We start from the raw sequence: 24,710 nt of genomic DNA on the forward strand, positions 1-24,710 counted from the left end.
ACAAGGAAGAAGAACATGACCCGCGAAATCAGACTGAACGCCTTCGACATGAATTGCGTCGGACACCAGTCCCCGGGCCTCTGGCGCCATCCGCGCGACAAGTCGTGGACCTACAAGGATCTCGACTACTGGGTCCATCTGGCGAAGACGCTGGAGCGCGGCAAGTTCGATGGCATGTTTATCGCCGACGTACTCGGCGTCTACGACGTGTTGAACGGCAATGTCGATGCGGCACTGCGCCATTCGGCGCAGGTGCCCGTCAACGATCCGTTGCAGCTCATTCCGACCATGGCTTACGAAACCGAACATCTGGGCTTCGGGCTAACCGCTTCTCTTTCCTTCGAGCATCCTTACACCTTCGCCCGCCGCCTTTCGACGCTCGATCACCTAACAAAAGGGCGGGTTGGCTGGAACATCGTCACCTCCTATCTGAACAGTGGCGCACTCAACATTGGCCAGCCGGCGCAAACCAACCATGACGACCGCTACGACCTTGCCGAGGAATATCTCGAAGTTTGCTACAAGCTCTGGGAAGGCAGCTGGGAAGACGACGCCGTGGTGCGCGACCGCCAGAAAGGCATCTTCACCCGTCCGGAGAAAGTGCATCCGATCCGCCATTCGGGCAAGCACTTCACCGTGCCGGGCATCCACCTGAGCGAGCCTTCGCCGCAGAGAACACCGGTGCTCTATCAGGCGGGTGCCTCGAGCCGCGGCAAGGATTTTGCCGGCGCGCATGCCGAATGCATCTTTGTCGCTGCCCCCTCGAAACCTGTGTTGAAGCGATACGTCGCCAATGTTCGCCAGGCCGCAGAACGCCTCGGCCGCAACCCACGCGAAATTCTTGCCTTCAATTTGCAGACCGTGGTGCTCGGCGAGACCGACGCGGAGGCTCAACGCAAGTTCAACGAATACCGGCAGTATGCATCCTTCGAGGGCGCCCTCACGCTGATATCCGGCTGGACCGGCATCGATTTCGGCCAGTTCGGGCCGGACGAGGTGCTTCGCCACCGCCACACCAACGCCGTACAATCAGCCGTGGAGACCTTCACGACCATTGATCCCAACAAGGAATGGACAGTGCGCGAGATGGCAGACTGGGTCGGCGTCGGCGGCTTTGGTCCTGTCTTCGTCGGCTCGCCCGCCACCGTCGCCGACCTCATGCAGGAATGGGTTGAGGATACCGATGTCGACGGCTTCAACCTCGCCTATGCGGTGACCCCGGAGAGCTTCGAGGACGCCGTCGACCTGCTGGTGCCCGAACTGCAAAAGCGTGGCGTCTACAAGACCCAGTATCGACAGGGCACATTGCGCGAAAAGCTGGGCGGCCAAGGTCCACGGCTGAGCGCACCGCATCCCGGCGCCGGCTATCGCAATCTTCAGGCGACATACGCACAGTCCGCGGAATAGTGTCGATCTGATCTGTTGGCATGACCGAACTCAGAACGCCGGACTATTCCCGAAACGGCGCCCTGCGGCGAGGGCTAGACGCTGACGAGCAGCAGGACATAGGCGATAACAGTCACCATCAACCCGCGGAAAGCCAGGGTGACGCAGCGATATTTGCCGCGGGCGATGGCAGCGAGAATGTCGGCATTCTCCAGGTATTGGCTGAACAGATATCCTGTATCACGCCGTGCCGCCGCCTGACGGAAATGATCGCGGTGCTTCGGCCAGGCGCCCCAGAAGAGCGACGTCGAGGAATTCACGTGTCGCGGAAGCACGACCATGATCGCGCACAGGATCGAGAAAACCGAGGCAATCGCCAGCATGCCGGAAAACAGGATTCCCTGTGGCGTCCCCTGTGCATAGCGCGCCCAGGTAAACACCTCACGCCCCTCGCTGGAGGTGATGAGAAAGGCAAGCATGAACGTGAAGATATAGGCGGCCTTCTGGTCGGATATCTTGATCTGATCGTAGAATATGTCGTTGACCTTCTTGATATGGTCAAAATACTCGCTGCCGACGCTTCCGGTCGAAGGATAGCTTTCTAACGAATCCGACGAATTTTCAAAATCACTCACGTCCTGCCCCCATATCCAAGTGTTACCCTGATATTACACTTGGCTAACAAAGCAAATACAACGCTTGGTCACACGTTGACTTTCAAAACGGGCTGGCAAATGTTTGCCGCATGAGGGGTAGTTTTGCGCGATACGCGTGCGGGGGCACGGCGATCACGCTGGTTGCGTTATGCCTGACGCAGCCGGCACAGGCGGAGCCTCTTCAGCGCACGGCTCGTGCTGCAGGCTCCGTCATCGATCGCAAGATGGGCGAGGAGGTTCGCTTCGTCGATCTCTCCAACTGGCAAAACGTTGTACTTCACCAGGATCTCTTGGGCGGCGACGTGCTGCGCACCAACGCCAACGGCCAGCTCGCCATTCTGTTTGCGGATCACACGCAGGTCCGCCTCGGCCGTAACTCCGCATTGCAGGTCAAGCAGATGTCTGCCACGGGAGACACGGTGCTGAATCTCCAGTCCGGTACGATGTGGGGTCGCGCTCAGCGCGGCGGGCAAGGCCTGACGGTGGAAACGCCGGCCGCGGCAGCGGCCATTCGCGGCACCGACTGGACGTTGACAGTCAAGGGCGACCAGACCTCCCTGATCGTTCTCGAAGGCCGTGTGCAGTTGAAGAACGAACTCGGCAGCGTCGACGTTGCACAGGGCGAGGCGGCCGTCGCCACGATCGGACAGGCGCCGCGCAAGCTGATTATCGTCGCCCCCGACGATCGCGAACAGATGCTGTTCTATTTGACGCTTCGTAGCGGCTTCACCTTCATGCCGGCCTCGCCTCTGCCCCTGCAGAAGATGCGCAGCGAGCGCGGACGTATCGAGGCAAAGACGCCGGAAGCAAGGAATGCCGAGGATTGGCTATCCCTGGCTGAGATTCAGCTGTCCGTGGATGGGCGGCAGACAGCACTTCAATCGCTGGCGAGAGCACGTAGCCTCGGTCTATCCGCCCGACAGCGCGCTCGCGCCGATCTCATCGAAGCGCTGATCGCAGGCGCTGAAAAGCGCTACGACGATGCAGCAGCGCTGTTTAAGCGGGCCGAGCCGGCGCTCGATCCAGAGCGGCGCAGTATCGCGGCCTATGGCGGGTATTATTCGAGATCACTGCGCGACCCGAACCATGTAGAGATGCCGCCGGCGAACATCACCGGTCCCTACGCAGCCGTGATGAAGGCCTACACCGCCGGTTTCCTGGAAGACATTCCCGCAGCGATCGAGACCATGAAGCAGGCAGAGGCCCGCTACCCCACGGACTCGCGGTTGCCGGCACTGCGTGCGCAATTGGCTCTCCTGATCAACGATCGGGAACAGATGAGGGAGGCGATCGAGCGCTCGCTGGCGATCGATCCGAATGATCCCGACGGCCTTCAGGCTCGTGCGCGCCTGCGCGCTGATATCGAGGGTAACCTCGACGCGGCACTGGAAGATCTCAACAACGCGATCAAGGTGGCGCCGGGTTCATCCATGGCCTGGAACGATCTCGGGCTGCTGCAAGACGCCCGAGGCGCAAGCCGGGAGGCGGAAGCAGCCTTTAAGAAAGCCATCGAGCTCGATCCCGATGATCCGATCAGCCACGCCAATCTGGCGGTCTTTTATCTCGACCACTCGCGGATGAAGGAAGCCAAGCGCGAGATCGACTTGGCGCTTGCCGCCGATCCGGCTTTCGACGTCGCGCTGCTCGCACGTGGCCGCTACTATCTGCAGACAGGTGAGATGGACAAGGCGATCGACGATCTGCTCGCCGCCTCCACGGCCAATCCCGGCTATTCCCAAGCGCAGCTGATGCTGGCGGCCGGTCATTACGAAAAAGGCGATCGCGACCCATCCAATCAGGCGCTCGACAACGCCGACAGGCTGGACAAGAACGACCCCGTCATCTCGTCGTTCAGAACAGCGGTGGCGATCGATGACTATGACGCGGACGGGGCGATACGATATGCGCAGGAATTCCTGCGGCGCTCCAAGGCGCAGGGCGGACATTACAGCTCGCTCGGCGCCAACCAGGACGCCGGCTCAACCCTCAACAACGCCTTCCGGCTACAGGGATTGAATGCCTGGGGCCGCTACTACGGCGACGCGGTTTTCGACCCGTTTGCCGGCAGCGGATATGTTGACCAGTCGATCCGCGGCAATGTCAGGTCGTTCGTCAACGTGGCGAGCTTCGATGAAGAAATCGACCCATACAGGCTCAATCCGGACAGTTTTTCGGCGTTGCTACAGGGTCTCCTGCTTGATCCGCATATGCTGTCCGGCCGGTCACGTTCCGCAAACCTGTTGCGGCGGCCCTTCCTGGAAGGATCGCTTGGGACGGGCGTCATGCATTCGGGCGGCGAGAACAAGCTGATCGGCGAAGCCGAAATTCAGGGCTTTGCCAACGAGCCCTTCCCGATTAGCGGTTATGCCAATCTCAACTGGAACAATGCCCCCTTCGAGGGTGATTATCAGCCCTTTCTCGGGCAGGGCCAATTCAGCGGCGAACTTCGCGCCCTGTCAGGAAACGCCTACCTGACGGCAACGCCCGCCCCCGATGACCGGTTCGTCCTCTATGCAAACCATTCCGATAGCAAGATCGATCAGGACATAACGTTCCCGCTGGCTCCCTACAGCGAGAGCGACAAGATCGACACCCAATCGACCGCGGCTGGCATCGGTTGGAGCCACACTTTTGGCTACCGCAATGTCATGAACGCCGCGGCGCTCTATACGGGCGTCGACCAGGACCTGTCGCAATCCATCGTCTTCGGGGGACCGTTCGCCAGAAACGCCGAAGCGTCGCAGAGGAATTATGTTCTTGCCGTCAATCATCTCTATGGCGACGACGAACTTACGTGGCGTTACGGCATCGAAGGCGGCATTGTCGATGTGAAAGCGAATGATCCGCTGTCCACGCCGGTTGACGAGACCGTCAACATCGGCCGCGCCTATGTCGACCTGCTTCACGAGATCACGCCGGACCTGAAGGCGGAGTACGCTCTGTTCGGCACGCTGATCAACGGCGAGACCTCGGATGTCAGTCGGCTGGAGCCGCGTCTCGGCGTTGCCTGGGCGCCTGCGGATGGTCAGTGGCTACGCGCAGCCTTCATGCGTCAGAGCTTCGACTTCGGTTCTCCGACACTGTCTCCGATCGGCGTCCTCGGGATACAATCCATCCAGCCATTCGTCGGAATCGAGGGCTATACCGATACGATCGCTCTGCAATGGGACGCGCAGTGGACAGACAGCCTGTTCACCAGCGTCGACTACCAGCACCAGGAAATCCGCAATCTCAACCTCGCCTATCCGACAACGGCGCCGTTTCTTGTCTTTCCGTTCGGGATCAACATTGATGACGGACGCCTCGATCGCGTCAGCGCGACGGCAAACGTCGCGCTCGGCTACGGTTTCGGCATCTCCGCTACAGCCGCGTACGCCAATTCCAAAAACAACGACGCGAGCAGTCTTGGCTTTGGAGGCCCCCTCCCCTTTGTGCCCGACAAGTTTGGGCAGCTCGCCGTTACCTGGGTGAACGAGGCGAATGTCAAAGTGACGGTTGCGGCCAATTATATCGGCGAACGTCAGGGTGATGATGGAACCCTTGGTAGTGTCCGCCTCGGCGACTACTGGACCCTGGATGCCAACATGATCTGGGAGCCGCTCGACAAGCGCTTTGCGCTCGAGGCCGCGGCATTCAACCTGCTTGACGAAGACTTCGAGGTTGCTCCGGGCGTGCCCGGGTGGGGCCGCGCCGTCAAGGGCACTTTCAAAGTCCGATTCTGATGAACGCAGCCTCGGCGTTCAGTCATTCCTCACGTCCACCGGGCTGGCCATTCAGCAGCCGCGGCCTGCGCTTGTGCGTGCTGGTGCTCGTGACGCTGGTTGCCACCTTGCTTCTGTCGCGACTGCCCGCATGGCCGCTGCTCGAGCTTCGATCGTTCGACTACCTGTCGACGATCGACAGCCTGCCCCCACCGTCCGATGGACCGGTCATCGTTGCGATCGACGAGCCGTCGCTCGCTGCCATCAACGCGCAGTGGCCCTGGCCGCGCAGCCTGCATGCCGAGCTTGTGCGCCAGTTGAGAGCGGCCGGTGCCAAGGCGATCGGACTTGATATCATCATGGCCGAGCCGTCGACGCAGGCAAATGATGCCGCCATGACGGCAGCCGTCGGGCCGGATGTCGTGCTGGCCGGTGACGAGACGCTGATCCAGACGCCCCAGGCCGACCAGCTCGTGCGCGCCACCCCGTTGCCGCAGTTGACCGCCGCCGGCGCCCGCACCGGTATCGCGTCCATTGAGCTCGGCGGCGACGGTGTCTTCCGCAGCATGCCGCAATATGTCGACGGGTTTGCGGTAACGCTGCTGGAAACGACAGGCACCACCGGGCGGACGATCCCGGAAGCCGCAATGATCCAGTCTTTTGGTCCCGCCCGAAGCTACCCGACCGTGTCCTACTACCAGGCCCTGGATCCGAAGAATTTCCTGCCTCCGAATTTCTTCAAGGGTCGCGTCGTGCTGGTTGGCTTGAGCCTTCAGAACGCACCAGAGATCGACAAGGGAGGCGCTGACGCCTTTGCGACGCCCTACACGATGCACACAGGCAAACTCACCGCCGGCGTCGAGATACAGGCAACGATCTACGACAATCTCCGGCGCCAGGCGGCGATCGCACAATCGAGCGGATTGGCCTTTGTCGCTTCAGTGCTGCTCGCCGCGTTGCTCGCCGCGGCCACCGTCTGGCGGTCGACCGGCTGGCCGACCCTGGTCATGGCCTTTGCCGCCGTCTGTGTCTTTGCGGGGCTGAGCTACGCGGGCATCCGCTTCGGCCATCTGTTCGTGTCGCCGCTAGGACCAACGGTTGCCTACATATCGGTCGCCTTCGGCCAGGCCGCGCTCGACTACGCCGAAGAACGCCGGAACAAGCAGCGCATCACGCGCGCCTTTTCGCAGTATATATCGCCCGATCTCGTCAAGCGGCTGTCCGACGATCCTTCCCAGCTGAAGCTTGGGGGCGAACGGCGCACGCTATCGGTTCTCTTCTCTGATGTTCGTGGTTTCACGACAATCGCCGAGACGATGAAAGATGACCCCGAGAAGTTGACGGGCCTGATCAATCGGCTGCTCACGCCTCTCTCCGATATCGTTATGGATCAAGGCGGTACGATCGACAAATACATGGGCGATTGCATCATGGCCTTTTGGAACGCCCCGCTCGACGATCCGGACCATGCGCTCCACGCTGTCACAGCCTCCCTCGAGATGCAGGCGGCAATCGGGCGCCTGAACCAACAGCTAGAAAGGGAAGCCAGCGCGACAGGCGCGCCATTGCACGTGCTGCGCATGGGTGTCGGCATCAACACCGGCGACTGCGTCGTCGGCAACATGGGCTCGACGCGCCGTTTCGACTATTCCTGCCTCGGAGACGCGGTCAACCTCGCCTCCCGTCTGGAGAGCGCTTCGAAAAACTACGGCGTTGCGCTCCTGCTCGGCGAGGAGACGGCAAAGCAGATCGCCGGTCATTACACTGTCGTCGAATTGGATCGCATCATCGTCAAGGGACGCACCGTTCCCTCACCGATATTCACGGTTGCCGACGATGCCGACGGTCTGGGTCTCGCCTCGCACAAAGCGTTTTTGGATGCAAAGTACGACAAGACCCTGACGCCGCTGGATGTTCGGTTTGAGACCTTGCCACAGATGATCCCGTCGCTTGCTCCCTACTACGAAATCATCCGCACGCAGCTCTCAACGTCGCAGGACGACTGACTGCGACGATGCGTTGGTCGGTGAGTTAGGATCAATATCGTGTCAGTCCAGCCGTTGCCGCGCCCGCCATTGTGCCGGGGTTAGGCCGAGCTCGATCCGGAAGGCCATTCGTAGGGCGTGGGCATCGGGAAAGCCGCAGCGGGCGGCAATATCGTCAAAACCACGCGCACCCGCAGCGAGAAGCTCCTGTGCCCGTGCAATCCGTACACGCCTGAGCCACCCGCCGAAATTGTCGCCTGTCTGCGCCCTGACATGCCGGGTGAGGCTGCGGCGACTCATGCCCGCGCGCTGCGCCAATTCATCCAGCGAGGGGGTACGGGATGGGTCGGCGCGCAAGCTTTCCAGAATTTCGCTGATCCTGCGATGGATCGATCCGCCAATGGTTGGCTTGTCGATCAACTGGGGCTGATGTCCCGCACGTTGGGGTGCGACGACAAGCTGGCGGGCGATACGATTGGCTTCGGCAACGCCGGAGATGCGCGCGACAAGGTGAAGGCAGCAATCCAGGCCGGACGCAACGCCGGCAGAGGTCAGTATCCGGCCCTCATCGACGAACAGGGCCCCGGCATCGACCGTCACCCGGGGATAACGGGCAGCAAAGGTTTCGGCCTGCGTCCAGTGCGTCGTCGCCCGCCGTCCATCGAGCAACCCCGCCTCCGCCAGCCCGAAAGCGCCGAGGCAAAGGCCGACGACGACTGATCCTCGCGCTTCAGCATCGCGCAGTTCCGAGATGATCTCCGGCGGTATGGGCTCCGCCGCGTCCCGCCAGCCTGGCAGAATGACGATGTCGGCGTCGCGGGCAGCTTCCAGCGTACACGGCGCGTTGATCGTCAGTCCCCCGGTTGCGGAGAACCTCGCCTGATTGGCACAGACATCGATCCGATGCCCACCCACCAGAAATTGCTCGCCAAAGACGGCCAGAGGCGTCGACAACATGAAGGGGCTAATCCCGTCGTAGGCAAGAACAGCAAGGCGCATTGGCCCAATCTACACGTAACATGGCCATCGGGCCACTCATGGATGAGCAAGAAGAAGGCTAAATAATCTGCACACCCTTCTCAGGAGTTTTTACATGGCCCGCACTCTTCTCGTGATCGATGTTCAGAACGACTATTTTCCGGGAGGCGCGTTGCCGCTTTGGCAGGCCGAAGAAACCGAAGCAAGGATCGTCTCTGCCATCGCTCGGGCGCGCGCCGCCGGCGACAAGGTCGTGCTGGTGCAACACGTTTCGACAGCCACCCAGGGCTTGTTTGCCGCTGACGCTCCCGGCACCGCCATCCGTCCGGACATACTTGCCGCCGCTGGAAACGCAGCAGTGGTGACCAAGCGCAATGCCGATGCATTCCAGGACACCGACCTTGCAAAACACCTGGAAGGCACGGGAGATCTGCTCGTCTGCGGGATGATGACCCAGAACTGCGTTGTCTTCACAGCAATGTCGCGCGCGGCGGATGACTTCAAGGTACAGGTCATCGGCGACCTGTGCACCGCCCCGATGGAGATCGTCCATCGCATCGCTCTGAGTGCGTTGAATTCGAAGCTTCCCGTTACCACTGCGGAGCAGGTCTGGTCCTAGGACGGCGATCCTCATCTGCCCCATGAAAAGCTGGCCGAGACCGGATCAAGGCCAGCCGTTGACCCATAGCCAGCCTGCCGATATCCATCCGCTCAGCAAGGTGACTGAAGCGGATATCGGCATTTTGCCATGCACACGCTTGCTCTCGTGCGAAATGCGCATTCATAGTCAGCACCCGATCGGCAACGGAGCGCAAGGCCATGGATATTCGCAATTTCACCGGCTTCGTCCTGGCCGCCGAGCTTATGAATATCACCCTGGCTGCTCGGCGGCTGAATGTGACGCAGTCCGCCCTCTCCCGCCAGATAAAGGGACTGGAGGACTACCTAGGCGTCAAGCTATTCGAGAAGTCGGACCGAAATGTCTGACTGACGCCCAAGGTGAAGCCTTGTTTGCCCGGATCAACAGCGTTCTCATCGCCGACAAGAACCGGAGGACACTCGCCGACGATCTCTCGCAGGAGGAAACCGGGATCCCCGGAGGACGGCTTCGTCTACATATCGGCGATCGCAGACGCGAGGGCATCTTTGAAACTATGTCGATGGCCGAAAACCTGCTCTCCGGATTACTCGCCGCAGAGCACGAAAAGGCGTGGACCATCGACAGCAAGGACCACTACTAGCGCAGTTATGGAGCGCCGTGGGCGTCCGTGCGATCGGGACCGCCGGCTCAAACGACAAGGTCGCCCTCGCCCTGCGGCACGGTTACGAACATGTGGCCAATCACCGAGAGCAGGATTTTGTTTCCGTAGTCAAGGAACTCACGGCTGGCCTCGGATGTGCCGCTTCGACGACAGCGTCGGCCGGGACACGTGGCGCGGTTAGCTGAAATGTCTGCGGCGCTTCGGCATGCTTGTGAATTTCGGCCAGTCGTCGGGCCTGATCCGCGATTTCACACTATCTCACCTCGCAGCTGGCTCGCTCTCGACAAACCGGCCGGTGCTCTTCGCACTATGTCTCAAGCCGCGAAGATCTCGAGGCGCGCGCGGCGGATTGGCTTTCACGTCTGCTGAGCGGACAGATCCGCGCTGACGTGGTCTAGAAGCAACCCGGGTTGCTTCTGCTTCGCCCTCCACCCCTTGGTCACCTCTCGGGTGTTCCTCGGGGCACCCAAATACCCGCCGCGACGGGCTGCCAAGGTTCACAGAAAGTTGCCAGACCGTGGCGCGACTGTCTTAGTTCCCTATCGAGGCAGGCGTCTCCGGGCCGCGACGTATCGGGAAACGACCTCCAGGGCTTCGATTTCAACCAATTGTAACACGTTGATATAGATTCATATTCGCGGTCGGACGGAAGCTATCTCGAGCTTAACTTTCCATAGTACCCTATCAGAACATGGCTGACGCTCTACTCGCGTGCCATTTTTTCGCCCTCTGGTGGGCCCGTATGGCTTTAGTGGCAGGCTCAGTTTGGTCCGCGGGGCGACACACACCCTCAACGCGTTAACCTTTCATTAACCAACCTTACCTAGCCTTAACCCCGCTCACAGAGATGTAGCCGAAATCACGTCATCGCCCTGATGAGCGTTCGAACCGCGCCTCGCCGCATCAGGCGAGACGGTCCCAGAATACGCCAAGGAGGTCGAAATGCCCCTCGTCGCAATACCCGGAAAGATCAAACCCATCGGGGGAGATCGGATTATCGTCATGGATGCCGGAGCGAACCACCAGGCGGTGCATATAACTGAAGATGCTCTCCTGCACGATTGTCAGCCCGCTCCGGGCGTAGGCCCCACGCCTGGCGAACTCTCGCTGTTTGAGCAGGTTGCCAGCCATAAATTCGACAATGGCGAACTCGCCTTCGACGGCAATGTCTGGATCACCGCGTCCGACATTGCCGAATGGCAGCGAGAGCGCGCGCACTGAGGCGGCTAATCGGCGATATCACCTCTCGAACTGAGGTGATATCGTTGTCACGTTGCTGAACCGCCAATCGTCTCGGCGTACCTCGCCGTATTCCACATAGTCTTTCCGCCACGGCTGATCATTCCCTCTTCGAAACGGGAGCACGATCGGGTATGAAGCAGACCAATCAAAACCAGGCGAGAAACCGATGGAAACCGTAACAATCGACAATCGAAGCGACTTTGCTCTATGGGCAATCGAACGCGCCAAACAGATCGTGGCAGAGCAAGGCACAGCCCTGGCGCTGGCTGCCCGCGACATGAACGATACGGCGATCGGGGAAGCCGGCAATGCCCTGGGACAGGCGATTGCCGACGCCATGCTGGAAGTCTTTGACGGTCTGATGGATGGCCTTGACGCCGACTAACCAAATCCGGAGACTCCTCGGCGTCCCTCGCCGCGATCATCGGATCGCGGCTGTACATCGACTATGCGTCTTGGGCGCGCGCCGTAGCGTCAGTTGCGCCGCTTGGTGCTCCGCTCCGCCAGAAATTCTGCGTGAAGCTTATCCAGTCTCTCAGTCAGGAACGCAGCGAAGTCCGGCACGACGCGCTCATCGAACGTGATGCGCGTCTTCTTACCGGCACGCTCGATAAGCGCCGCATTCTGTCCCTTGGCATTTTTCCAGTGCGTACCGACGTCCCCGGCCTTTTTCACCTGCGCTACCGCGGCCAGCACCTTGGCGAAGCGTTCATCCGACGGAAGCGAGAGAAAATCGCGACGGACCAGCAGGGACTCGACGTCCTCGCCCCTTGCCCCGATGGCATCTGCTAAGCCTATCCACCGCGAGCGTCCTGCCTTGGGCGCCGGCCCGATTGCCTGTACGACGGCCTCCGGGATGGAGCGCGCGACTGAGATGTACCGGCTTAGATCCCCCTTGTCGGTGGAGAGTGCCGCGGCAATCACATCGCGCTGGTAACCGGCATCCTCCAGGCGTCGGGCGAACAGCGCCTTCTCGATATAGGAAAGATCCTGCCGGTCCAGGTTTTCTTTGCCCTGGGCGATAACCAGCTCGTCATCGGTCAGGTTCTGGACGATCGCTCTGACCTTGCCGCCAATAGCCACCGCAGCGCGCAGTCGCCGCCGCCCATATGCGATCTGATAGTGGCCGGCGTGATCCGGCTCGGGCCGAACGAGAATCGGTACCTGCTGGCCATGCTCCCGGATACTCGCAACGAGGTTGTCGAAACCGGGATCGACCTCGATAGTGATCCGATCGCTGACCGAGGAGTTTGTCACCACACTCGGGTCGAGCTCGATGATGACAGTACCTGAGGCAAGCTGCTCCTGCAGGCGCGCCGCCGCGCGGGCGCCCTCGCTCATTTCCTGTAGCGACGCCCCCATTGCCGATATGGCGCCGGTGCGAACGCGATCCGCATTCTTCTCTGCCCCGGGCGTTGCAGCTGATGCCTCAGGCTTTCTCATGAAGAGCGAATTAACGGTGTCTTTTCTGCTCATGCTGAAATCCTGCCAATGGAATTGCACATAACGGCGCTGCCACTAGAAAGAGCCAACGTTGGGAGCTCCCAACAAGTCGCCACACCACGCTCGGTGGCACGCCACGGCGCCGCGCTACCATCCCAGGAGCTTCGGGTAGGCCCCACCTCAAGCGAAACCGATAACGCGAGATATGTTGGGAGCTCCCAACTTTTGGACGCCCCTCCTCTCATCGCTTGCTGCGCCCCCACGCCGCTCTGATCATTCCCTCCACTTCCGCGTTGACCGCGTCCAGCGACTCCATCGCGCGATCATAGGTCGTGCGGGTCAAATTCTCTCGGCCAACCTCGTATAAGGTTTGTTTGGTCAACCCGGCGTCCGAGACCGCTGCGGATTTCACCATCGGGTTGGTCATGACGCTATCGTCGAACAGATTGCGCAGGAGTGCGGCAACCTTGGTCTGTGGCGCATCCTGAGGCTCAAAGCGCGTCAGCAGATAGCGGATGAAATCATAACGAAGCTCACCGCCCGCCTCTCTCACAACAGCCAGCAGGTCATGCGTCATCAGCAGGAACTGGCTCATGGATGCGATGTCGAGCATCTGCGGATGCACGGTGACGATCATGGATGTCGCGGCGCAGAGCCCGCTCAGCGTCAGGTAACCCAATTGCGGCGGGCAATCGATGACCACGACGTCGTAACGATCCGCAACGTCATCGAGCGCGCGGGCAACGCGCATGAAGAAGATCTCATCGGCCTCCTTCTTCCCGCTGGTCAGCGCCCGTGGTGTCGTATGCTCGAACTCCATGAGTTCCAGGTTACCCGGAACGAGGTCGAGGCCATTGAAGTAGGTCTGGCGAACCACATCGCTCAACGGGCGTCGCTCATCGTCATAGCGTATCGCGGCATAGAGCGTTTCGTTGGCGCCGACGTCCGTCTCCGGCAGCACTCCGAGGAGGGCGGACAGACTTGCCTGCGGATCGAGATCCACCGCAAGCACACGATACCCCTGCAAAGCCAGGTATTGCGCGAGGTGCACCGATGTCGTCGTCTTCCCGGATCCGCCCTTGAAATTCGTGACGGCAAGGACCTGCAAGTGATCATCCGGCCCACGGCGCGGCAGAAAATCGTGCGCGTCGCGCCCGCGCGCTGTGGCGGCCAGACGCTGACGCAGTTCATTGATCTGGGCGAGGGAGTAGAGCCGGCGGCCGTTGCTGGTCACCTCGGGCTGCGGCCCGTCACCCGCCAAGCTCATCTTGCGCAGCGTGGAGTCGGAGATACCCATCAGCTTTGCAGCTTCGCCCGACGTAAATCGCCGCAGCAGCTTGCTCGCCGCAGGCGAAAAGATGACCTCACTGATTGCCTGCAACTGCGAACTGAGGATCGACGCATGCTCGCCGATGGCCTCGTCCACGGTCTTTTGCGCGGCAGCCTTGGGAGATCGAAGTATCTTGTTCACGGTCAAAAACTTTCGTCACGGATAAAATGCAGTTTCGGTGTTTAAACCGTGACGATAAGGAAATGCGCGATTCGTGCAAGATTTTTCTGGTTAACAAGGCCTTAGTGCGCCGGTCGCCGGACGCGATCGTCGGGAGCGACGGGCTAGAGGCTACTTGGTAGGCAGTCGTAAGCAGCTGTTGACGCCTCAGGCGAGGGGACGACAGCAAACCGCGAGCCTTACCAAAATATCCGAGCCGCCCAGAGTTACGCAGCTCATCCGAGCTAATGCACCAACTCCTGCGCGGGCAGGGGAATCAGACGGGCCGGCCGGCGAAGTTGAAATAGAGCCAGACGACCACAAACGCCGCCACGATCCCGAGGACCGTCAGCAGCTTCCGAAGCCCAGGACGCGGCGCCTTCGGCGGCGTTGGCTTCCTGAACTGAATGACATTGTTATTCATCTGACCGACCTACTATGTTCCATTGCTCTGAGAGCCGTCTGTCTCATAGCAGCAGTCTTCAAAACGAAAAAGGCGCTCGACCCTTTCGGGGAGCGCCTTTTCTTTCCCGGACAGCGAAACGCGATCGACCTCGAGGGCCGAACCTGCAGGCTGTCAACACGGGTAGTGGCGGCTATATGGCAGCAGTCTTTCCATATTTCAAGGCCGGCCTGAAAATTGTTTCTCCGATCCTGCCTCCACGGCTCGCACTAGATCGGTAGCGTTGCAGGGGAGGGCAGGGCGAGGATCAACACAGACGCTGTCTCTGTGCGGATCCCGTCAGACTTGGCCACCATGCAACATCTGACGTCCAGAACCGCCTTACAGCACACGAGGCCGCTAAGCCGCGAAAGCAGCACCTCGACGCACCGACTGAAGTAATTACCCTATTTTCTTCCGGTAAGGCCGTTGACCGTCAGAGATTCAGCGTACTGCGATAGGCGATGTCAGCAACCTCTGGTGGTCCGAGTTGGCTCCAGCTCAATACTCTGCGTCATCTCCTGTAACAAAGCGCAGCTTTCGTACGTATATCCAGTCAGACCGGCCTGCACCGGACCCAATGCACGAATGGGAGGCTAGACAATGCTGACGAGACGCATTCTGCTCGGGAACGTCGCGCTCGTTTCAGTGGTGGCAGGACTATCGCTCAACGGCCCCGCAGCGGAAGCCAACAGCTCCTTTGCGGTGACGCATACGGATGCGGAATGGCGCAAACTGCTTACCACAGGGCAATATTCAGTCCTGCGAGAGGGTGAAACCGAACAGCCGTTCACCAGTCCGCTGCTAGACGAGCACCGCAAGGGCAAGTTCGCCTGCGCAGGCTGCAACCGAGATCTATTCGCATCCGCGACGAAGTTCGACAGCGGCACAGGCTGGCCGAGCTTCTGGGCGCCCCTCGACGGCGCGGCGGTCGGCATCACCGCCGACACGTCGTTTGGCATGGTTCGCAAAGCTGTCCATTGCTCGCGCTGCGGCGGCCACCTCGGCCATGTCTTCAATGACGGCCCGAAGCCAACGGGGTTGCGATATTGCCTGAACGGTATTGCGCTGCAATTCCATCCGGCATCAGGCACGTAACGTTTGCGCTTGTAGAAAGGAGCCCATCGTGAAGAAGGAAACCACAATGCCTCGTCGCTGCCCCGCACTCGCCATATGCGCGACAGCAATAGCGCTTGCCATCGCTGCCGGTGTCCAGGTCACAGCCTCATCAGCCGAACAGGCACACACCATTCCTGCCCCCACACAGGACGAACAGAAGAATACGCAGACAGAGACCGCCATTTTCGCCGGTGGCTGCTTCTGGGGCGTTCAGGGTGTGTTTCAGCATGTCAAAGGCGTTGTCAGCGCGAAGTCCGGCTACGCTGGCGGCAACAGGAATACGGCCCAGTATGAGACCGTGAGCAACGGCGATACCGGCCATGCCGAGTCCGTAGAGATTGTTTTCGATCCAGCAAAAGTGAGCTATGGCCACCTGCTTCAGATCTACTTTTCGGTCGCGCATGACCCGACGGAACTGAACCGCCAAGGCCCTGACACGGGAACGCAGTATCGCTCGGCGATCTTTCCAACGACGCCGGAGCAGGCGGCCGTCGCCAAGGCCTATATCAGCCAGCTCAATCATTCACATGTCTTCGATGGCCCGATCGTCACCAAGATCGAACCCAGGAAAACATTCTACCCGGCGGAGAATTATCACCAGGACTTCCTGACAAATAACCCGACCTATCCCTATATAGTGATCAACGACTTGCCGAAGATCGCAAACCTCAAGCAGTTGTTTCCGATGGATTACCGCGCCAGGCCCGTCCTGGTCTCGGCCAGGGGTTCCACTGATTGATGGCAGGTCATTGATAGGAGATCTCAAATGCAGCCTTACAGCAAAAGCGCGGCGGCCATATCAAAGCTGTCGCCGGAACAGTACCGTGTGACGCAGCAGGCCGGCACGGAACGGCCCGGAACCGGCGAATACCTCAACAACAAGGAACCGGGGATCTATGTCGATATCGTCTCCGGTGAGCCGCTCTTTGCCTCATCCGACAAATACGAATCCGGTTGCGGATGGCCAAGCTTTACCAAGCCGATCGAAGTGCAGAACGTCAGCGAACTGACCGACCGCTCGCACGGCATGTTGCGCACCGAAGTTCGCTCGGCTCATGGCGACAGCCATCTGGGCCACGTGTTCCCCGACGGACCCGTCGACAGGGGCGGCCTGCGCTATTGCATCAATTCGGCATCCCTGCGCTTCGTCCATCGTGACAAGATGGAAGCTGAAGGCTATGGGGCCTATCTCAACCAGGTGGAGGAAGTTCAATGACAACAGAACGTGCAGTGCTCGCGGGTGGTTGCTTCTGGGGCATGCAGGACCTCATCCGCCGCTATAACGGCGTCATCTCAACCCGCGTGGGGTATACCGGCGGCGAGGTTCCGAATGCGACCTATCGCAACCACGGCAATCACGCCGAAGCGATCGAAATCATCTTCGACCCTGCGAAGATCAGCTACCGTGATCTCCTCGAGTTCTTCTTCCAGATTCATGACCCGTCGACGCTGAACCGACAGGGGAACGATCTGGGCGCAAGCTATCGTTCCGCAATCTTCTACACGAGCGACGAACAGAAGCGCGTTGCCGAAGAGACGATCGCCGACGTCGATGCCTCCGGTCTTTGGCCGGGAAAAGTCGTGACCGAAGTGACGCCGGCGAGCGATTTCTGGCAGGCCGAACCTGAGCACCAGGATTATCTGGAGCGCATACCCAACGGATATACGTGCCATTTCGCCAGGCCCGGTTGGAAGCTTCCAAGCCGCCACGCCGCGGCCTAGCCCTGCGGGACAAATGAACAGCCATCCCAGCGGGTAAACGATCATTTGGGGATTATAGCGGAGGCGCCTGGCGATCGGGCGCCTCTTTCGTTCACGACCGAGGTCAATGATATTGCGCCCATGCTCCGCTGATGCGCCCTAAGCATCCCGCCCAGCGCATAACGCATGGCTGACCTGCAGATTTCTGCCTACCTTTTGAGCTCAGATCCTGTATATTCATCGAAGCGATGCACCTCCTCCCGCAATGCTTCGAATTGCAGGCGACCTTCTCCTCCTCCCAAGGGCGCCTGTGGAACAACAGCACTCCTCCTCCCAGCTGTTGTTCGGTTATTTCAAGAAAGCCTGCCGCACCTCCTCCCGCGGCAGGCTTTTTTGTATTCAGCGGTCTGCAAAGAGTTTGTCGATAACAGGATCGCCTCGTCGAGCGTATCGAGAGAACCGTCAATGCCGCAGCAGTGACCTCATAGCCGTCACGGAGTTATGGCGTGCATCTTCAATTTGGGTCGAGATTAATTTCCGTTATCGTCCGACGCCGATACTTCGCTTCGACGATCTGCCTGAGAAGCGCAAATCGAAGTTCCAAAGCCGTCGTCTCGACTGACGAAGGCAGCTTGCTGAGCTCCTCCGCGAAAACATCAAATTCCTTGACCAGAAATGGCAGGTCAACACCGTCATTTTTCATTTTGCCGCCTTGCGATTCATGCAAGCGATTCTTGCACTTGCCGGTTTACACGCTGCAACGCGAAGTCTCTCAGGCCCTCTTCTTTATCGTTAATATTCAATAATATCTATGTATGCGCTGTCACGAATTGAGACGGATCCACTGCCGGACGAGGAAAAGGGCCTCCAGATTGTTGTCTGCAGACAACAGTTCCTCGACCACTATTGTCCCCGACATCCAGCTACTCTTCGCCCGCACGGCTCCACGCCCGCTGGGCGCGCCACAGGACCGTGCTGTCGGCGTATCCCAAGGCGTCTGCAATCTGCGCCTTCTTCACATCACTACTGAGATGAAGCCGCGTTATCGCTTGTCGATGTTCGCGAACCAAGGCTCGCAACGACGCTCCTTCTTCAGTCAACCGCCGCTGGAGTGTGCGGGACGACAAGCCAAGCTCCCTTGAAATCACGTCAAGCGTAATCGGCTTGTGGCCGAGATAAATAGCAATGAGCGCCCGCACCTTCTGCCGGAGATCCGGCTCAAAGTCCGCCTCCTCGATCAGGTCGGCGATATGACGCTCGAGGATTGCAGTCAGATTGCGATCCTCGTGTCGGTAGATCCTGTCGGCATCCTTCTTGGCAATCACGAGCCTGTTTCCGGATTGGCCAAAAAGCACCGGTGCTCGGAAAATTTTATGGAGCGGGGAAGCGTCCCGAGGTGCCTGATGCTCGAAATGAACCTCCAACGGCTTCCAACTGCTCGTGAAGCAAGATCTCACCAACTCGCAGGAGGCGGCCAGCGAGTACTCGCTGTCCTGCCGACGCGGCCACATGGCAGGATCGATCAGACCATAGTTCCAGACGAGCTCGCCGTTCTCCTCGAATAGACCGGAACTCGTGGCACCCTGAACTGATGTGACGTACTTCGACATGCGTTCGAAAGCGCGCCTGATCGTCGGCGACAGAGAAAACAGCATGCCGATGGGGCCGATATCGGCCGGCTTGAAGAGCATTCCCATCCGAGCGCCAAACGCCGGCTCGCCGATGAGCACAGCAGCCTCTTCGAACAGCGCGACATAACGCGCCATCGGTACGACGGCATAGGGATCGTTGAGCTGAGACCGCAACATCCCGTGGCTGGCGAGCAAAATGTCCGCCTTGCCTGTCCTTTTGTCGAGTTGCTGAACCAAGACGCCGAGCACCGAGGCCCGAATTGAAGCAATCGCAGGCATCCTGCTGATGAAATGCGGGGCAGTTGCCATTTTGGGTGCCTCCGCGACCAGCCGTGGCGCAATTTATCGATTCTCTGGCATAACCTGCAATTCTTGGGCCAATGCGCGACAGCTACCTTCTTTGCAATCGTCAAGAAAAAAGAGGGGTTCCCATGTCTTATGAAGCAAGCATGCCGGCCGCGGCGCCCGAGCGCCTGGCCAAGAATTCCGTCGGGCTGGCCCATATTGTCTTCTTTGTAGTTGCGGCCGCCGCGCCCCTGACGGCAGTGGTCGGCGCATCGCCGGCGGCCTTCGCCTTTGGAAACGGCGCCGGCGTTCCCGGGGCATTTGTGCTCGCGGGCCTCCTCTATCTCATTTTTTCTGTCGGATTCACCGCCATGAGCCGTCATGTCGGCGGGGCAGGGGCGTTCTACACCTACATTGCACAAGGTATCGGCAAACCGGCCGGCGTCGGCGGCGCCCTGATGGCGCTTCTCACGTACAACGCGGTCCAGATCGCAATCTACGCCCTGTTCGGTGTCTTCATGTCTGGGGCGATCGCGCCGCTCGGGCTCGATCTGCCGTGGTGGACGTGGTCATTTCTCGCGTTGATTGTCGTATTGACATCTGGTCAACGCAACGTTGCATTCAGCGGAACAATCCTCGGCGCTTGCATGATCGCGGAGATCGCCATCCTGCTACTACTGGATCTCGGAATCCTGTTTACAGGTGGTGGTCCGGAAGGTCTTGGGATCACCTCGTTTGCCCCAACCTCGATCTTCACCCCGGGCCTCGGCGTCGCGCTGGTCTTTGTGATAGGCTCCTTCATCGGTTTCGAGGCGACCGCGATTTTCGCCGAGGAAGCTGAGAACCCCGAGAAGACAATCCCGCGCGCTACTTACGTCGCCGTACTTCTGATCACGCTGTTTTATGCCTTCTCGACCTGGGCGATCGTGCAATTCTATGGTCCCTCGGTCGTCCAGAAGACGGCAGAAGGCAGCTTGGAGACGTTCTATTTCAACGCCGCCGGATCAGTGCTCGGTGCCTGGTCCGTGCAGGTCATGAATGTGCTCCTGATCACCAGCCTCTTTGCCTGCGTCTTGTCCTTCCATAACACCATCAACCGCTACTTCTTCGCACTCGGGCGTGAAGGCCTCGCGGTTCGCGCCCTTGGCAAGGTCCATGCAAAGCATGGCTCGCCACATATCGCCGGGCTTGTTCAAAGTGCAATCGCAGCCGTGATCCTGCTTGGTTTCGTGCTGGGAGGTGCCGATCCCTATGCCGTTGTTTTCTCCTGGATGTCGGCGCTGGCTGTCATTGGCATCCTGGCCGTGCAGGCGCTCGTATCGGTCGCGGTCATCCTGTTCTTTCGCAGGAATACCTCGTCCCACGGAATCTGGACGACCACCATTGCGCCGGCGATCGGCCTCGTTGGCCTACTTGGATCGCTGTGGCTGGTAATCTCCAATCTGCAATTGCTCTCGGGAAGTGACAGCATCATCGTCGCCTCGTTCCCCTACGCCATTGTCCTGGTCGGCCTGTTCGGCGCAGCCTTCGCAAAGCAGCTCAGCCGGACACGTCCCGAACTTTATGCCTCGCTGGGGAAGGTGTTCGAATGACAACCGCGATCTCCCTCAAGGGCCCCGACCGCTTGCTTGCCGGCGCGTTCGCGACGCTGTTGATCGCGACCGCCTTTCTCGCCGCAAGCAACGCGCATCTGCTTTGCGCCGTCTTCTGCATTCACAGCGGAAGCGAGATGGCGCCGACTGAAATCTGCTCGCGGGTCGATCTTCGCTGATCATCGCAACCCGACGGCCTCGCGATGCGCATTTGCGCGCATCGCCCAAGGAATATGAAGAGGACTTTCCCATGGACGCTCAAGTCGTGTTAACACACCCGCTCGATCCCCTCAGCCTTTCCGAAATTGCCCATGCGGTTGCCTTGCTCAAGGACCAGCAAGCGCTTTCGGAGACCGTACGCTTCCCCATCATCCGGCTCGAAGAGCCGACCAAGGTGGATCTCGCCGCCTTCCGGAATGGCGCCAACCTGCCAAGGCTTGCCTTCCTCCTTGCAATGGATGTGACAACCGGCGAGACCAATGAAGCGATCGTCGACTTGCGTTCCGGAAAAGTCGCAAGTTTCGTTCGTCTTCCACTCGACCACGCCCCCTACGGTCAGCCGCCGGTCATGCTCGAAGAATTCATGCGCATCGAAGACGCGGTCAAATCGGACCCGCGCTGGGTTGCGGCCGTCAAGAAGCGCGGGATTACCGACGACGACATTCCACTGATCCAGATAGATCCCTTCTCGTCGGGCTATTTTGGCCGAGAGTTCGAGAAGGGGAGGCGTATCGTGCGGGCGGTCAGTTACTGGCGCGAAGATCCTCGCGACAACGGATACGCACATCCGATCGAAGGCGTGGTCGCGGTTGTCGACCTGATTTCCAATACGGTGGTCGACCTAGTGGACGACGAGAAAATCATCCCGGTTCCAAGGAAGAAACGCAACTACGGTCGCGAAGCGTTTCCCGAAACGCGCAACGATGTCAAACCGCTGCACATCGTTCAGCCGGACGGGCCGAGTTTCCATGTCGATGGCTGGAAGGTCGAGTGGCAGAATTGGAGTTTCCGCGTCGGCTTCACTCCGCGTGAAGGCCTGGTGCTGCACGAGCTCGGCATTGCTGACGAGGGCAGGGTGCGGCCTATCATTTTTCGGGCGAGCGTCACGGAGATGGTCGTGCCTTACGCCGATCCGACCGCCAATCACTATTGGAAAAGTGCCTTCGATGCCGGCGAATACGGCCTCGGCCGGCTCGCCAACTCCCTGGAGCTCGGCTGTGATTGCCTCGGTCAGATCCACTATTTCGATGTGCCCTCCGCAGACGACCTTGGCCAACCGGTGGTGATGAAGAACGCAATCTGCATGCACGAAGAGGATTACGGAATCCTCTGGAAGCACTATGAGTTCCGCAACGATATCTTCGAAGTCCGTCGCTCTCGTCGCTTGGTCATCTCGTTCTTCGCAACGGTCGGCAATTACGACTACGGCTTCTATTGGTATCTCTATCAGGACGGCACCATACAGCTCGAAGCGAAACTGACCGGTATCATCCAGACTGCGGCGGTCGCACCAGGCGAGACATACCAGTGGGGAGGCATGGTCGACGACAATCTCGGCGGACCGACCCACCAGCATTTCTTCAATGCCCGTCTGCACATGGACGTCGACGGCGGAGGCAACACCGTAACCGAGCATGAATTCGTCCCTCGTCCGTGGGGCGACGACAATCCGTATGGCAATGTTTTTGACACAACCACACGCCCGCTGAAGCGCGAGCTGGACAGTCCTGCCGTCGCCAATGGCGAAACTGGTCGCTATTGGAAGATCTCTAATCCGAATGTTACCAACAGCGTCGGCAAGGCGCCGGGCTACAAGCTCTCCGTCATGCCATCTCCTTTGATGTTGGCGCAGCCTGGTTCGACGGTCGCCCAGCGCGGCGGCTTCGCCAGAAAGCACATCTGGGTGACCGCCTTTGACGCCGCCGAAAAATACGCCAGCGGCGACTATCCCAACGTCCATGCCGGCGGCGACGGCCTGCCCAAATATGTGCAACAGAACCGGCCTATCGCAAATGCAGATCTGGTCCTCTGGCACTCCTTCGGCCACACGCATGTTTGCAAGCCGGAAGATTTTCCGATCATGCCGGTGGAATATGCTGGCTTCACCTTAAAGCCAAACGGCTTCTTCTCTGCCAACATCGCCATGAACCTGCCGGCCGAGAAGAATGCACACAGCAGGGACAACCGTGATCCCGCGGGGGAGGGGTATCCGAACCATTCCTGCTGCCATTCAGCCGTAGCATCATCCAACTTCAGTTAGCCGAGCACGACTCCGCCATCCAATAGCGATCTGAAACCAGAGGCGAGCGACTTTCGCAATCCGTCTCTGGTTTCATCGTGCGATCACCACGTTGTCTGCGGACAACTGCCGACCGAAACAGCCTCACGCGACTTGAGCAGATGATCCGTGTCCACGCATCAGTGCCATGATCATCGGTCCAAGCGAGAACTCACCTCTGCGCGCCCGACCGGTCAAATCGCGAAGATAGCCGCCCGGCGAATTGATGTGGCCTGACTTCTCGAAGATGCACGCCATGACGGACGCGGCCGTCGCCTGTCCCATGACCTCGCAAGCCTCTTCATACGCCGACGGGCTGACCCCAAGCATCGATCGAACGGTAACCGCCGCCATCATCAGATCGCGCCAATTCTTGATGTCCCCCTCCGGCCCGTAGTCGCGGATGTCCCGGCATGCCCTCAAGACCATCTCCAACGGAAATGCCTGAACCTTCATCTTGGGTCTGTCATCCAGATTGAGCGATCTCGCCTCCTGCTCTTTTTCAGAGCTAGGTTCAAGTTCATTGCTGGATTCGGTATTTGAATTCTGTTTGTGGCGATCAAAATGACCATCATTGGCAGTCATATCTTGTGAAATTACCTGCTTTTCCAGCATATTGACGACTTCGTCGTGAAGCAGCGTCAGTTCTTCAGCGATCTCCGTGAGGTCGGTGACCGTCGGCGAGCGCGGAATACGGCCCACTATCGCAATGTAGTAATCTTCCACGCGAGCCCAGTCACCGGCAGCCCCCTCCTCTATCGCAGCAGAGATCAGCTTGCGAATATCTCGGCGGCAGAGAGAGACGCGTTCCTTGGCAGCCTTGAACCGCCGCTGCTCCGCGACAACTTCCTGCGCCAACATCGCCAGTTCTTCCGAGCGCGCCAGAAGCGGTGCGAGACTGAACCCGTAAGCCTCCTGGATCTCGCCCTGGTTTCCCTTTCTGGCGTAGCGCTTTCCGTTTGGGCTATCTTTTCGTGAAATCAACCCCGCGTCGACGAGTGCCGCAAGGCTACGCCTCAGCGTGCTGCCGGATATGCCATTCGAGCGGCTGGTCAGCTGCGCGTTCGAAGGGAACACCACCATCGGGCTGTCGCCGGACAGTTCCGCGTTTGGATAAAACGACAACAGAGCGTTCAGGACCGCCAATGCACGATCCTGCAGCCCCAGCCGCGATCGTGCGTCGCATGCGTCGCGATGGATCTTCCATTTGTCCACAGATTTACCAAAGGCAATGTCTGAGGCTTCGATCTGTCGTTTTACAAGCGCAAGCGACATCGAACGCCGCCCAAACGGCGTCGTAACGCTTAATCTCTCCATTTTCTTCTCTACCTTTTTCTAGGCAAAGAAATAGGGATCACCGGAAAGGCGTCGAATCTCACGCGAGACTCTTGACTGTGATTCTTGGAAGTGCGAATCTCGAAATCGCCAAAGATCGAGAAAGGGCCTTCTGAGACGCTGTTTCGGGGGGCCTTTTTTCTTTTGCCGGTATATCTCCGTTCAAGGTGTTGGAATAACCGAAC

General features: G+C 59.5%; 24 protein-coding genes. 16 read left to right on the top strand and 8 right to left on the bottom strand.

Annotated elements, in window-relative coordinates; translation table 11 throughout:
• The first annotated feature begins 15 nt into the window (after positions 1-15).
• The gene (locus A6U87_RS21395; protein WP_065693309.1) at positions 16-1,407 is read left to right on the top strand and encodes an LLM class flavin-dependent oxidoreductase; all 1,392 of its coding nucleotides are present in this window, start codon (positions 16-18) and stop codon (positions 1,405-1,407) included.
• Between the two features lie 74 nt (positions 1,408-1,481).
• On the opposite strand, the gene A6U87_RS21400 is transcribed toward A6U87_RS21395, so the two are convergent.
• The gene (locus A6U87_RS21400) at positions 1,482-2,021 is read right to left on the bottom strand and encodes a Pycsar system effector family protein (RefSeq protein ID WP_065693310.1); all 540 of its coding nucleotides are present in this window, start codon (positions 2,019-2,021) and stop codon (positions 1,482-1,484) included.
• Positions 2,022-2,131: 110 nt separating this feature from the next.
• Here A6U87_RS21400 and A6U87_RS21405 point away from each other — a divergent pair, with 110 nt between their 5' ends.
• Together A6U87_RS21405 and A6U87_RS21410 are read left to right on the top strand one after the other, a co-directional pair.
• Complete coding sequence (locus A6U87_RS21405) at positions 2,132-5,764, top strand: FecR domain-containing protein (RefSeq protein WP_065693311.1); 3,633 nt, start codon at positions 2,132-2,134, stop codon at positions 5,762-5,764.
• Entirely contained in the window at positions 5,764-7,749 is a 1,986-nt protein-coding gene (locus A6U87_RS21410; protein ID WP_065693312.1) for an adenylate/guanylate cyclase domain-containing protein, read from the top strand. The genes A6U87_RS21405 and A6U87_RS21410 overlap by 1 nt, the downstream gene beginning before the upstream one ends.
• Positions 7,750-7,791: 42 nt before the next feature.
• Here A6U87_RS21410 and A6U87_RS21415 read toward each other — a convergent pair whose 3' ends face one another.
• Positions 7,792-8,727, bottom strand: coding sequence for a GlxA family transcriptional regulator (locus tag A6U87_RS21415; RefSeq protein ID WP_065693313.1), 936 nt, complete (start codon positions 8,725-8,727; stop codon positions 7,792-7,794).
• Between the two features lie 94 nt (positions 8,728-8,821).
• On the opposite strand from A6U87_RS21415, the gene A6U87_RS21420 reads away from it, so the two are divergent.
• The 6 genes from A6U87_RS21420 to A6U87_RS21435 all read left to right on the top strand — a co-directional run bounded on the left by A6U87_RS21420 (position 8,822) and on the right by A6U87_RS21435 (position 11,595).
• The gene (locus A6U87_RS21420; RefSeq protein WP_065693314.1) at positions 8,822-9,325 is read left to right on the top strand and encodes a cysteine hydrolase family protein; all 504 of its coding nucleotides are present in this window, start codon (positions 8,822-8,824) and stop codon (positions 9,323-9,325) included.
• A gap of 200 nt (positions 9,326-9,525) precedes the next feature.
• Positions 9,526-9,693, top strand: coding sequence for a LysR family transcriptional regulator (locus A6U87_RS29395; protein WP_083199626.1), 168 nt, complete (start codon positions 9,526-9,528; stop codon positions 9,691-9,693).
• Between the two features lie 20 nt (positions 9,694-9,713).
• Complete coding sequence (locus tag A6U87_RS21425) at positions 9,714-9,947, top strand: hypothetical protein (RefSeq protein WP_065693315.1); 234 nt, start codon at positions 9,714-9,716, stop codon at positions 9,945-9,947.
• Positions 9,948-9,964: 17 nt separating this feature from the next.
• Positions 9,965-10,153, top strand: a complete 189-nt coding sequence (locus A6U87_RS30730; RefSeq protein WP_369327643.1) for a zinc-binding dehydrogenase — start codon at positions 9,965-9,967, stop codon at positions 10,151-10,153.
• A gap of 757 nt (positions 10,154-10,910) precedes the next feature.
• The gene (locus A6U87_RS29795) at positions 10,911-11,189 is read left to right on the top strand and encodes a hypothetical protein (RefSeq protein ID WP_141684021.1); all 279 of its coding nucleotides are present in this window, start codon (positions 10,911-10,913) and stop codon (positions 11,187-11,189) included.
• A 187-nt stretch (positions 11,190-11,376) separates the two neighbouring features.
• Positions 11,377-11,595 (top strand): hypothetical protein, encoded by a 219-nt coding sequence (locus A6U87_RS21435; RefSeq protein WP_065693317.1) that lies wholly within the window; start codon positions 11,377-11,379, stop codon positions 11,593-11,595.
• 89 nt (positions 11,596-11,684) lie between these two features.
• Here the strand turns inward: A6U87_RS21435 and repB are convergent, their stop codons facing one another.
• From repB to A6U87_RS30215, 3 genes are all read right to left on the bottom strand, one after another.
• Complete coding sequence (gene repB / locus A6U87_RS21440) at positions 11,685-12,686, bottom strand: plasmid partitioning protein RepB (RefSeq protein WP_065693318.1); 1,002 nt, start codon at positions 12,684-12,686, stop codon at positions 11,685-11,687.
• Positions 12,687-12,894: 208 nt separating this feature from the next.
• Complete coding sequence (gene repA, locus A6U87_RS21445; protein ID WP_065693393.1) at positions 12,895-14,124, bottom strand: plasmid partitioning protein RepA; 1,230 nt, start codon at positions 14,122-14,124, stop codon at positions 12,895-12,897.
• A 295-nt stretch (positions 14,125-14,419) separates the two neighbouring features.
• Positions 14,420-14,566 (bottom strand): hypothetical protein, encoded by a 147-nt coding sequence (locus A6U87_RS30215; protein ID WP_198928738.1) that lies wholly within the window; start codon positions 14,564-14,566, stop codon positions 14,420-14,422.
• Between the two features lie 621 nt (positions 14,567-15,187).
• Between A6U87_RS30215 and msrB (A6U87_RS21450) the strand changes: the two genes are divergently transcribed.
• The 4 genes from msrB (A6U87_RS21450) to msrA (A6U87_RS21465) are packed head-to-tail and all read left to right on the top strand — an operon-like array spanning position 15,188 to position 17,425.
• Complete coding sequence (gene msrB / locus A6U87_RS21450; RefSeq protein WP_065693319.1) at positions 15,188-15,682, top strand: peptide-methionine (R)-S-oxide reductase MsrB; 495 nt, start codon at positions 15,188-15,190, stop codon at positions 15,680-15,682.
• 46 nt (positions 15,683-15,728) lie between these two features.
• A complete protein-coding gene (msrA, locus tag A6U87_RS21455) occupies positions 15,729-16,442 on the top strand; it encodes a peptide-methionine (S)-S-oxide reductase MsrA (RefSeq protein ID WP_065693320.1) in 714 nt (237 codons plus the stop codon).
• A 27-nt stretch (positions 16,443-16,469) separates the two neighbouring features.
• Positions 16,470-16,919, top strand: coding sequence for a peptide-methionine (R)-S-oxide reductase MsrB (gene msrB, locus A6U87_RS21460; protein WP_065693321.1), 450 nt, complete (start codon positions 16,470-16,472; stop codon positions 16,917-16,919).
• On the top strand, positions 16,916-17,425 hold the full coding sequence (msrA, locus tag A6U87_RS21465) for a peptide-methionine (S)-S-oxide reductase MsrA (RefSeq protein ID WP_065693322.1): 510 nt from the start codon (positions 16,916-16,918) through the stop codon (positions 17,423-17,425). The genes msrB (A6U87_RS21460) and msrA (A6U87_RS21465) overlap by 4 nt, the downstream gene beginning before the upstream one ends.
• A gap of 493 nt (positions 17,426-17,918) precedes the next feature.
• Here msrA (A6U87_RS21465) and A6U87_RS21470 read toward each other — a convergent pair whose 3' ends face one another.
• Positions 17,919-18,131, bottom strand: coding sequence for a hypothetical protein (locus A6U87_RS21470; RefSeq protein ID WP_065693323.1), 213 nt, complete (start codon positions 18,129-18,131; stop codon positions 17,919-17,921).
• A 196-nt stretch (positions 18,132-18,327) separates the two neighbouring features.
• Positions 18,328-19,344, bottom strand: a complete 1,017-nt coding sequence (locus A6U87_RS21475) for an AraC family transcriptional regulator (protein ID WP_065693324.1) — start codon at positions 19,342-19,344, stop codon at positions 18,328-18,330.
• 122 nt (positions 19,345-19,466) lie between these two features.
• On the opposite strand from A6U87_RS21475, the gene A6U87_RS21480 reads away from it, so the two are divergent.
• The 3 genes from A6U87_RS21480 to A6U87_RS21490 all read left to right on the top strand — a co-directional run bounded on the left by A6U87_RS21480 (position 19,467) and on the right by A6U87_RS21490 (position 23,172).
• Complete coding sequence (locus A6U87_RS21480; RefSeq protein ID WP_065693325.1) at positions 19,467-20,912, top strand: APC family permease; 1,446 nt, start codon at positions 19,467-19,469, stop codon at positions 20,910-20,912.
• Positions 20,909-21,091 (top strand): hypothetical protein, encoded by a 183-nt coding sequence (locus A6U87_RS21485; RefSeq protein ID WP_065693326.1) that lies wholly within the window; start codon positions 20,909-20,911, stop codon positions 21,089-21,091. Before A6U87_RS21480 ends, A6U87_RS21485 begins: the two co-directional genes overlap by 4 nt.
• A 71-nt stretch (positions 21,092-21,162) precedes the next feature.
• A complete protein-coding gene (locus tag A6U87_RS21490; protein ID WP_065693327.1) occupies positions 21,163-23,172 on the top strand; it encodes a primary-amine oxidase in 2,010 nt (669 codons plus the stop codon).
• A gap of 123 nt (positions 23,173-23,295) precedes the next feature.
• Here the strand turns inward: A6U87_RS21490 and repC are convergent, their stop codons facing one another.
• Positions 23,296-24,507, bottom strand: a complete 1,212-nt coding sequence (gene repC / locus A6U87_RS21495; RefSeq protein WP_065693328.1) for a plasmid replication protein RepC — start codon at positions 24,505-24,507, stop codon at positions 23,296-23,298.
• Positions 24,508-24,710: the final 203 nt, after the last annotated feature.

It is taken from the genome of Rhizobium sp. AC44/96, assembly GCF_001692185.1.
Lineage (GTDB): Bacteria > Pseudomonadota > Alphaproteobacteria > Rhizobiales > Rhizobiaceae > Rhizobium.

What these genes read in the sequence shown, in the direction of transcription:
- A6U87_RS21395 (WP_065693309.1), top strand. Translation starts at nt 16, where the DNA reads ATGACCCGCGAAATCAGACTGAACGCCTTCGACATGAATTGCGTCGGA.
- A6U87_RS21405 (WP_065693311.1), top strand. Translation starts at nt 2,132, where the DNA reads ATGAGGGGTAGTTTTGCGCGATACGCGTGCGGGGGCACGGCGATCACG.
- A6U87_RS21410 (WP_065693312.1), top strand. Translation starts at nt 5,764, where the DNA reads ATGAACGCAGCCTCGGCGTTCAGTCATTCCTCACGTCCACCGGGCTGG.
- A6U87_RS21415 (WP_065693313.1), bottom strand. Translation starts at nt 8,727, where the DNA reads ATGCGCCTTGCTGTTCTTGCCTACGACGGGATTAGCCCCTTCATGTTG.
- A6U87_RS21420 (WP_065693314.1), top strand. Translation starts at nt 8,822, where the DNA reads ATGGCCCGCACTCTTCTCGTGATCGATGTTCAGAACGACTATTTTCCG.
- A6U87_RS29395 (WP_083199626.1), top strand. Translation starts at nt 9,526, where the DNA reads ATGGATATTCGCAATTTCACCGGCTTCGTCCTGGCCGCCGAGCTTATG.
- A6U87_RS29795 (WP_141684021.1), top strand. Translation starts at nt 10,911, where the DNA reads ATGCCCCTCGTCGCAATACCCGGAAAGATCAAACCCATCGGGGGAGAT.
- A6U87_RS21435 (WP_065693317.1), top strand. Translation starts at nt 11,377, where the DNA reads ATGGAAACCGTAACAATCGACAATCGAAGCGACTTTGCTCTATGGGCA.
- repB (WP_065693318.1), bottom strand. Translation starts at nt 12,686, where the DNA reads ATGAGCAGAAAAGACACCGTTAATTCGCTCTTCATGAGAAAGCCTGAG.
- A6U87_RS30215 (WP_198928738.1), bottom strand. Translation starts at nt 14,566, where the DNA reads ATGAATAACAATGTCATTCAGTTCAGGAAGCCAACGCCGCCGAAGGCG.
- msrB (WP_065693319.1), top strand. Translation starts at nt 15,188, where the DNA reads ATGCTGACGAGACGCATTCTGCTCGGGAACGTCGCGCTCGTTTCAGTG.
- msrA (WP_065693320.1), top strand. Translation starts at nt 15,729, where the DNA reads ATGCCTCGTCGCTGCCCCGCACTCGCCATATGCGCGACAGCAATAGCG.
- msrB (WP_065693321.1), top strand. Translation starts at nt 16,470, where the DNA reads ATGCAGCCTTACAGCAAAAGCGCGGCGGCCATATCAAAGCTGTCGCCG.
- msrA (WP_065693322.1), top strand. Translation starts at nt 16,916, where the DNA reads ATGACAACAGAACGTGCAGTGCTCGCGGGTGGTTGCTTCTGGGGCATG.
- A6U87_RS21475 (WP_065693324.1), bottom strand. Translation starts at nt 19,344, where the DNA reads ATGGCAACTGCCCCGCATTTCATCAGCAGGATGCCTGCGATTGCTTCA.
- A6U87_RS21480 (WP_065693325.1), top strand. Translation starts at nt 19,467, where the DNA reads ATGTCTTATGAAGCAAGCATGCCGGCCGCGGCGCCCGAGCGCCTGGCC.
- A6U87_RS21485 (WP_065693326.1), top strand. Translation starts at nt 20,909, where the DNA reads ATGACAACCGCGATCTCCCTCAAGGGCCCCGACCGCTTGCTTGCCGGC.
- A6U87_RS21490 (WP_065693327.1), top strand. Translation starts at nt 21,163, where the DNA reads ATGGACGCTCAAGTCGTGTTAACACACCCGCTCGATCCCCTCAGCCTT.
- repC (WP_065693328.1), bottom strand. Translation starts at nt 24,507, where the DNA reads ATGGAGAGATTAAGCGTTACGACGCCGTTTGGGCGGCGTTCGATGTCG.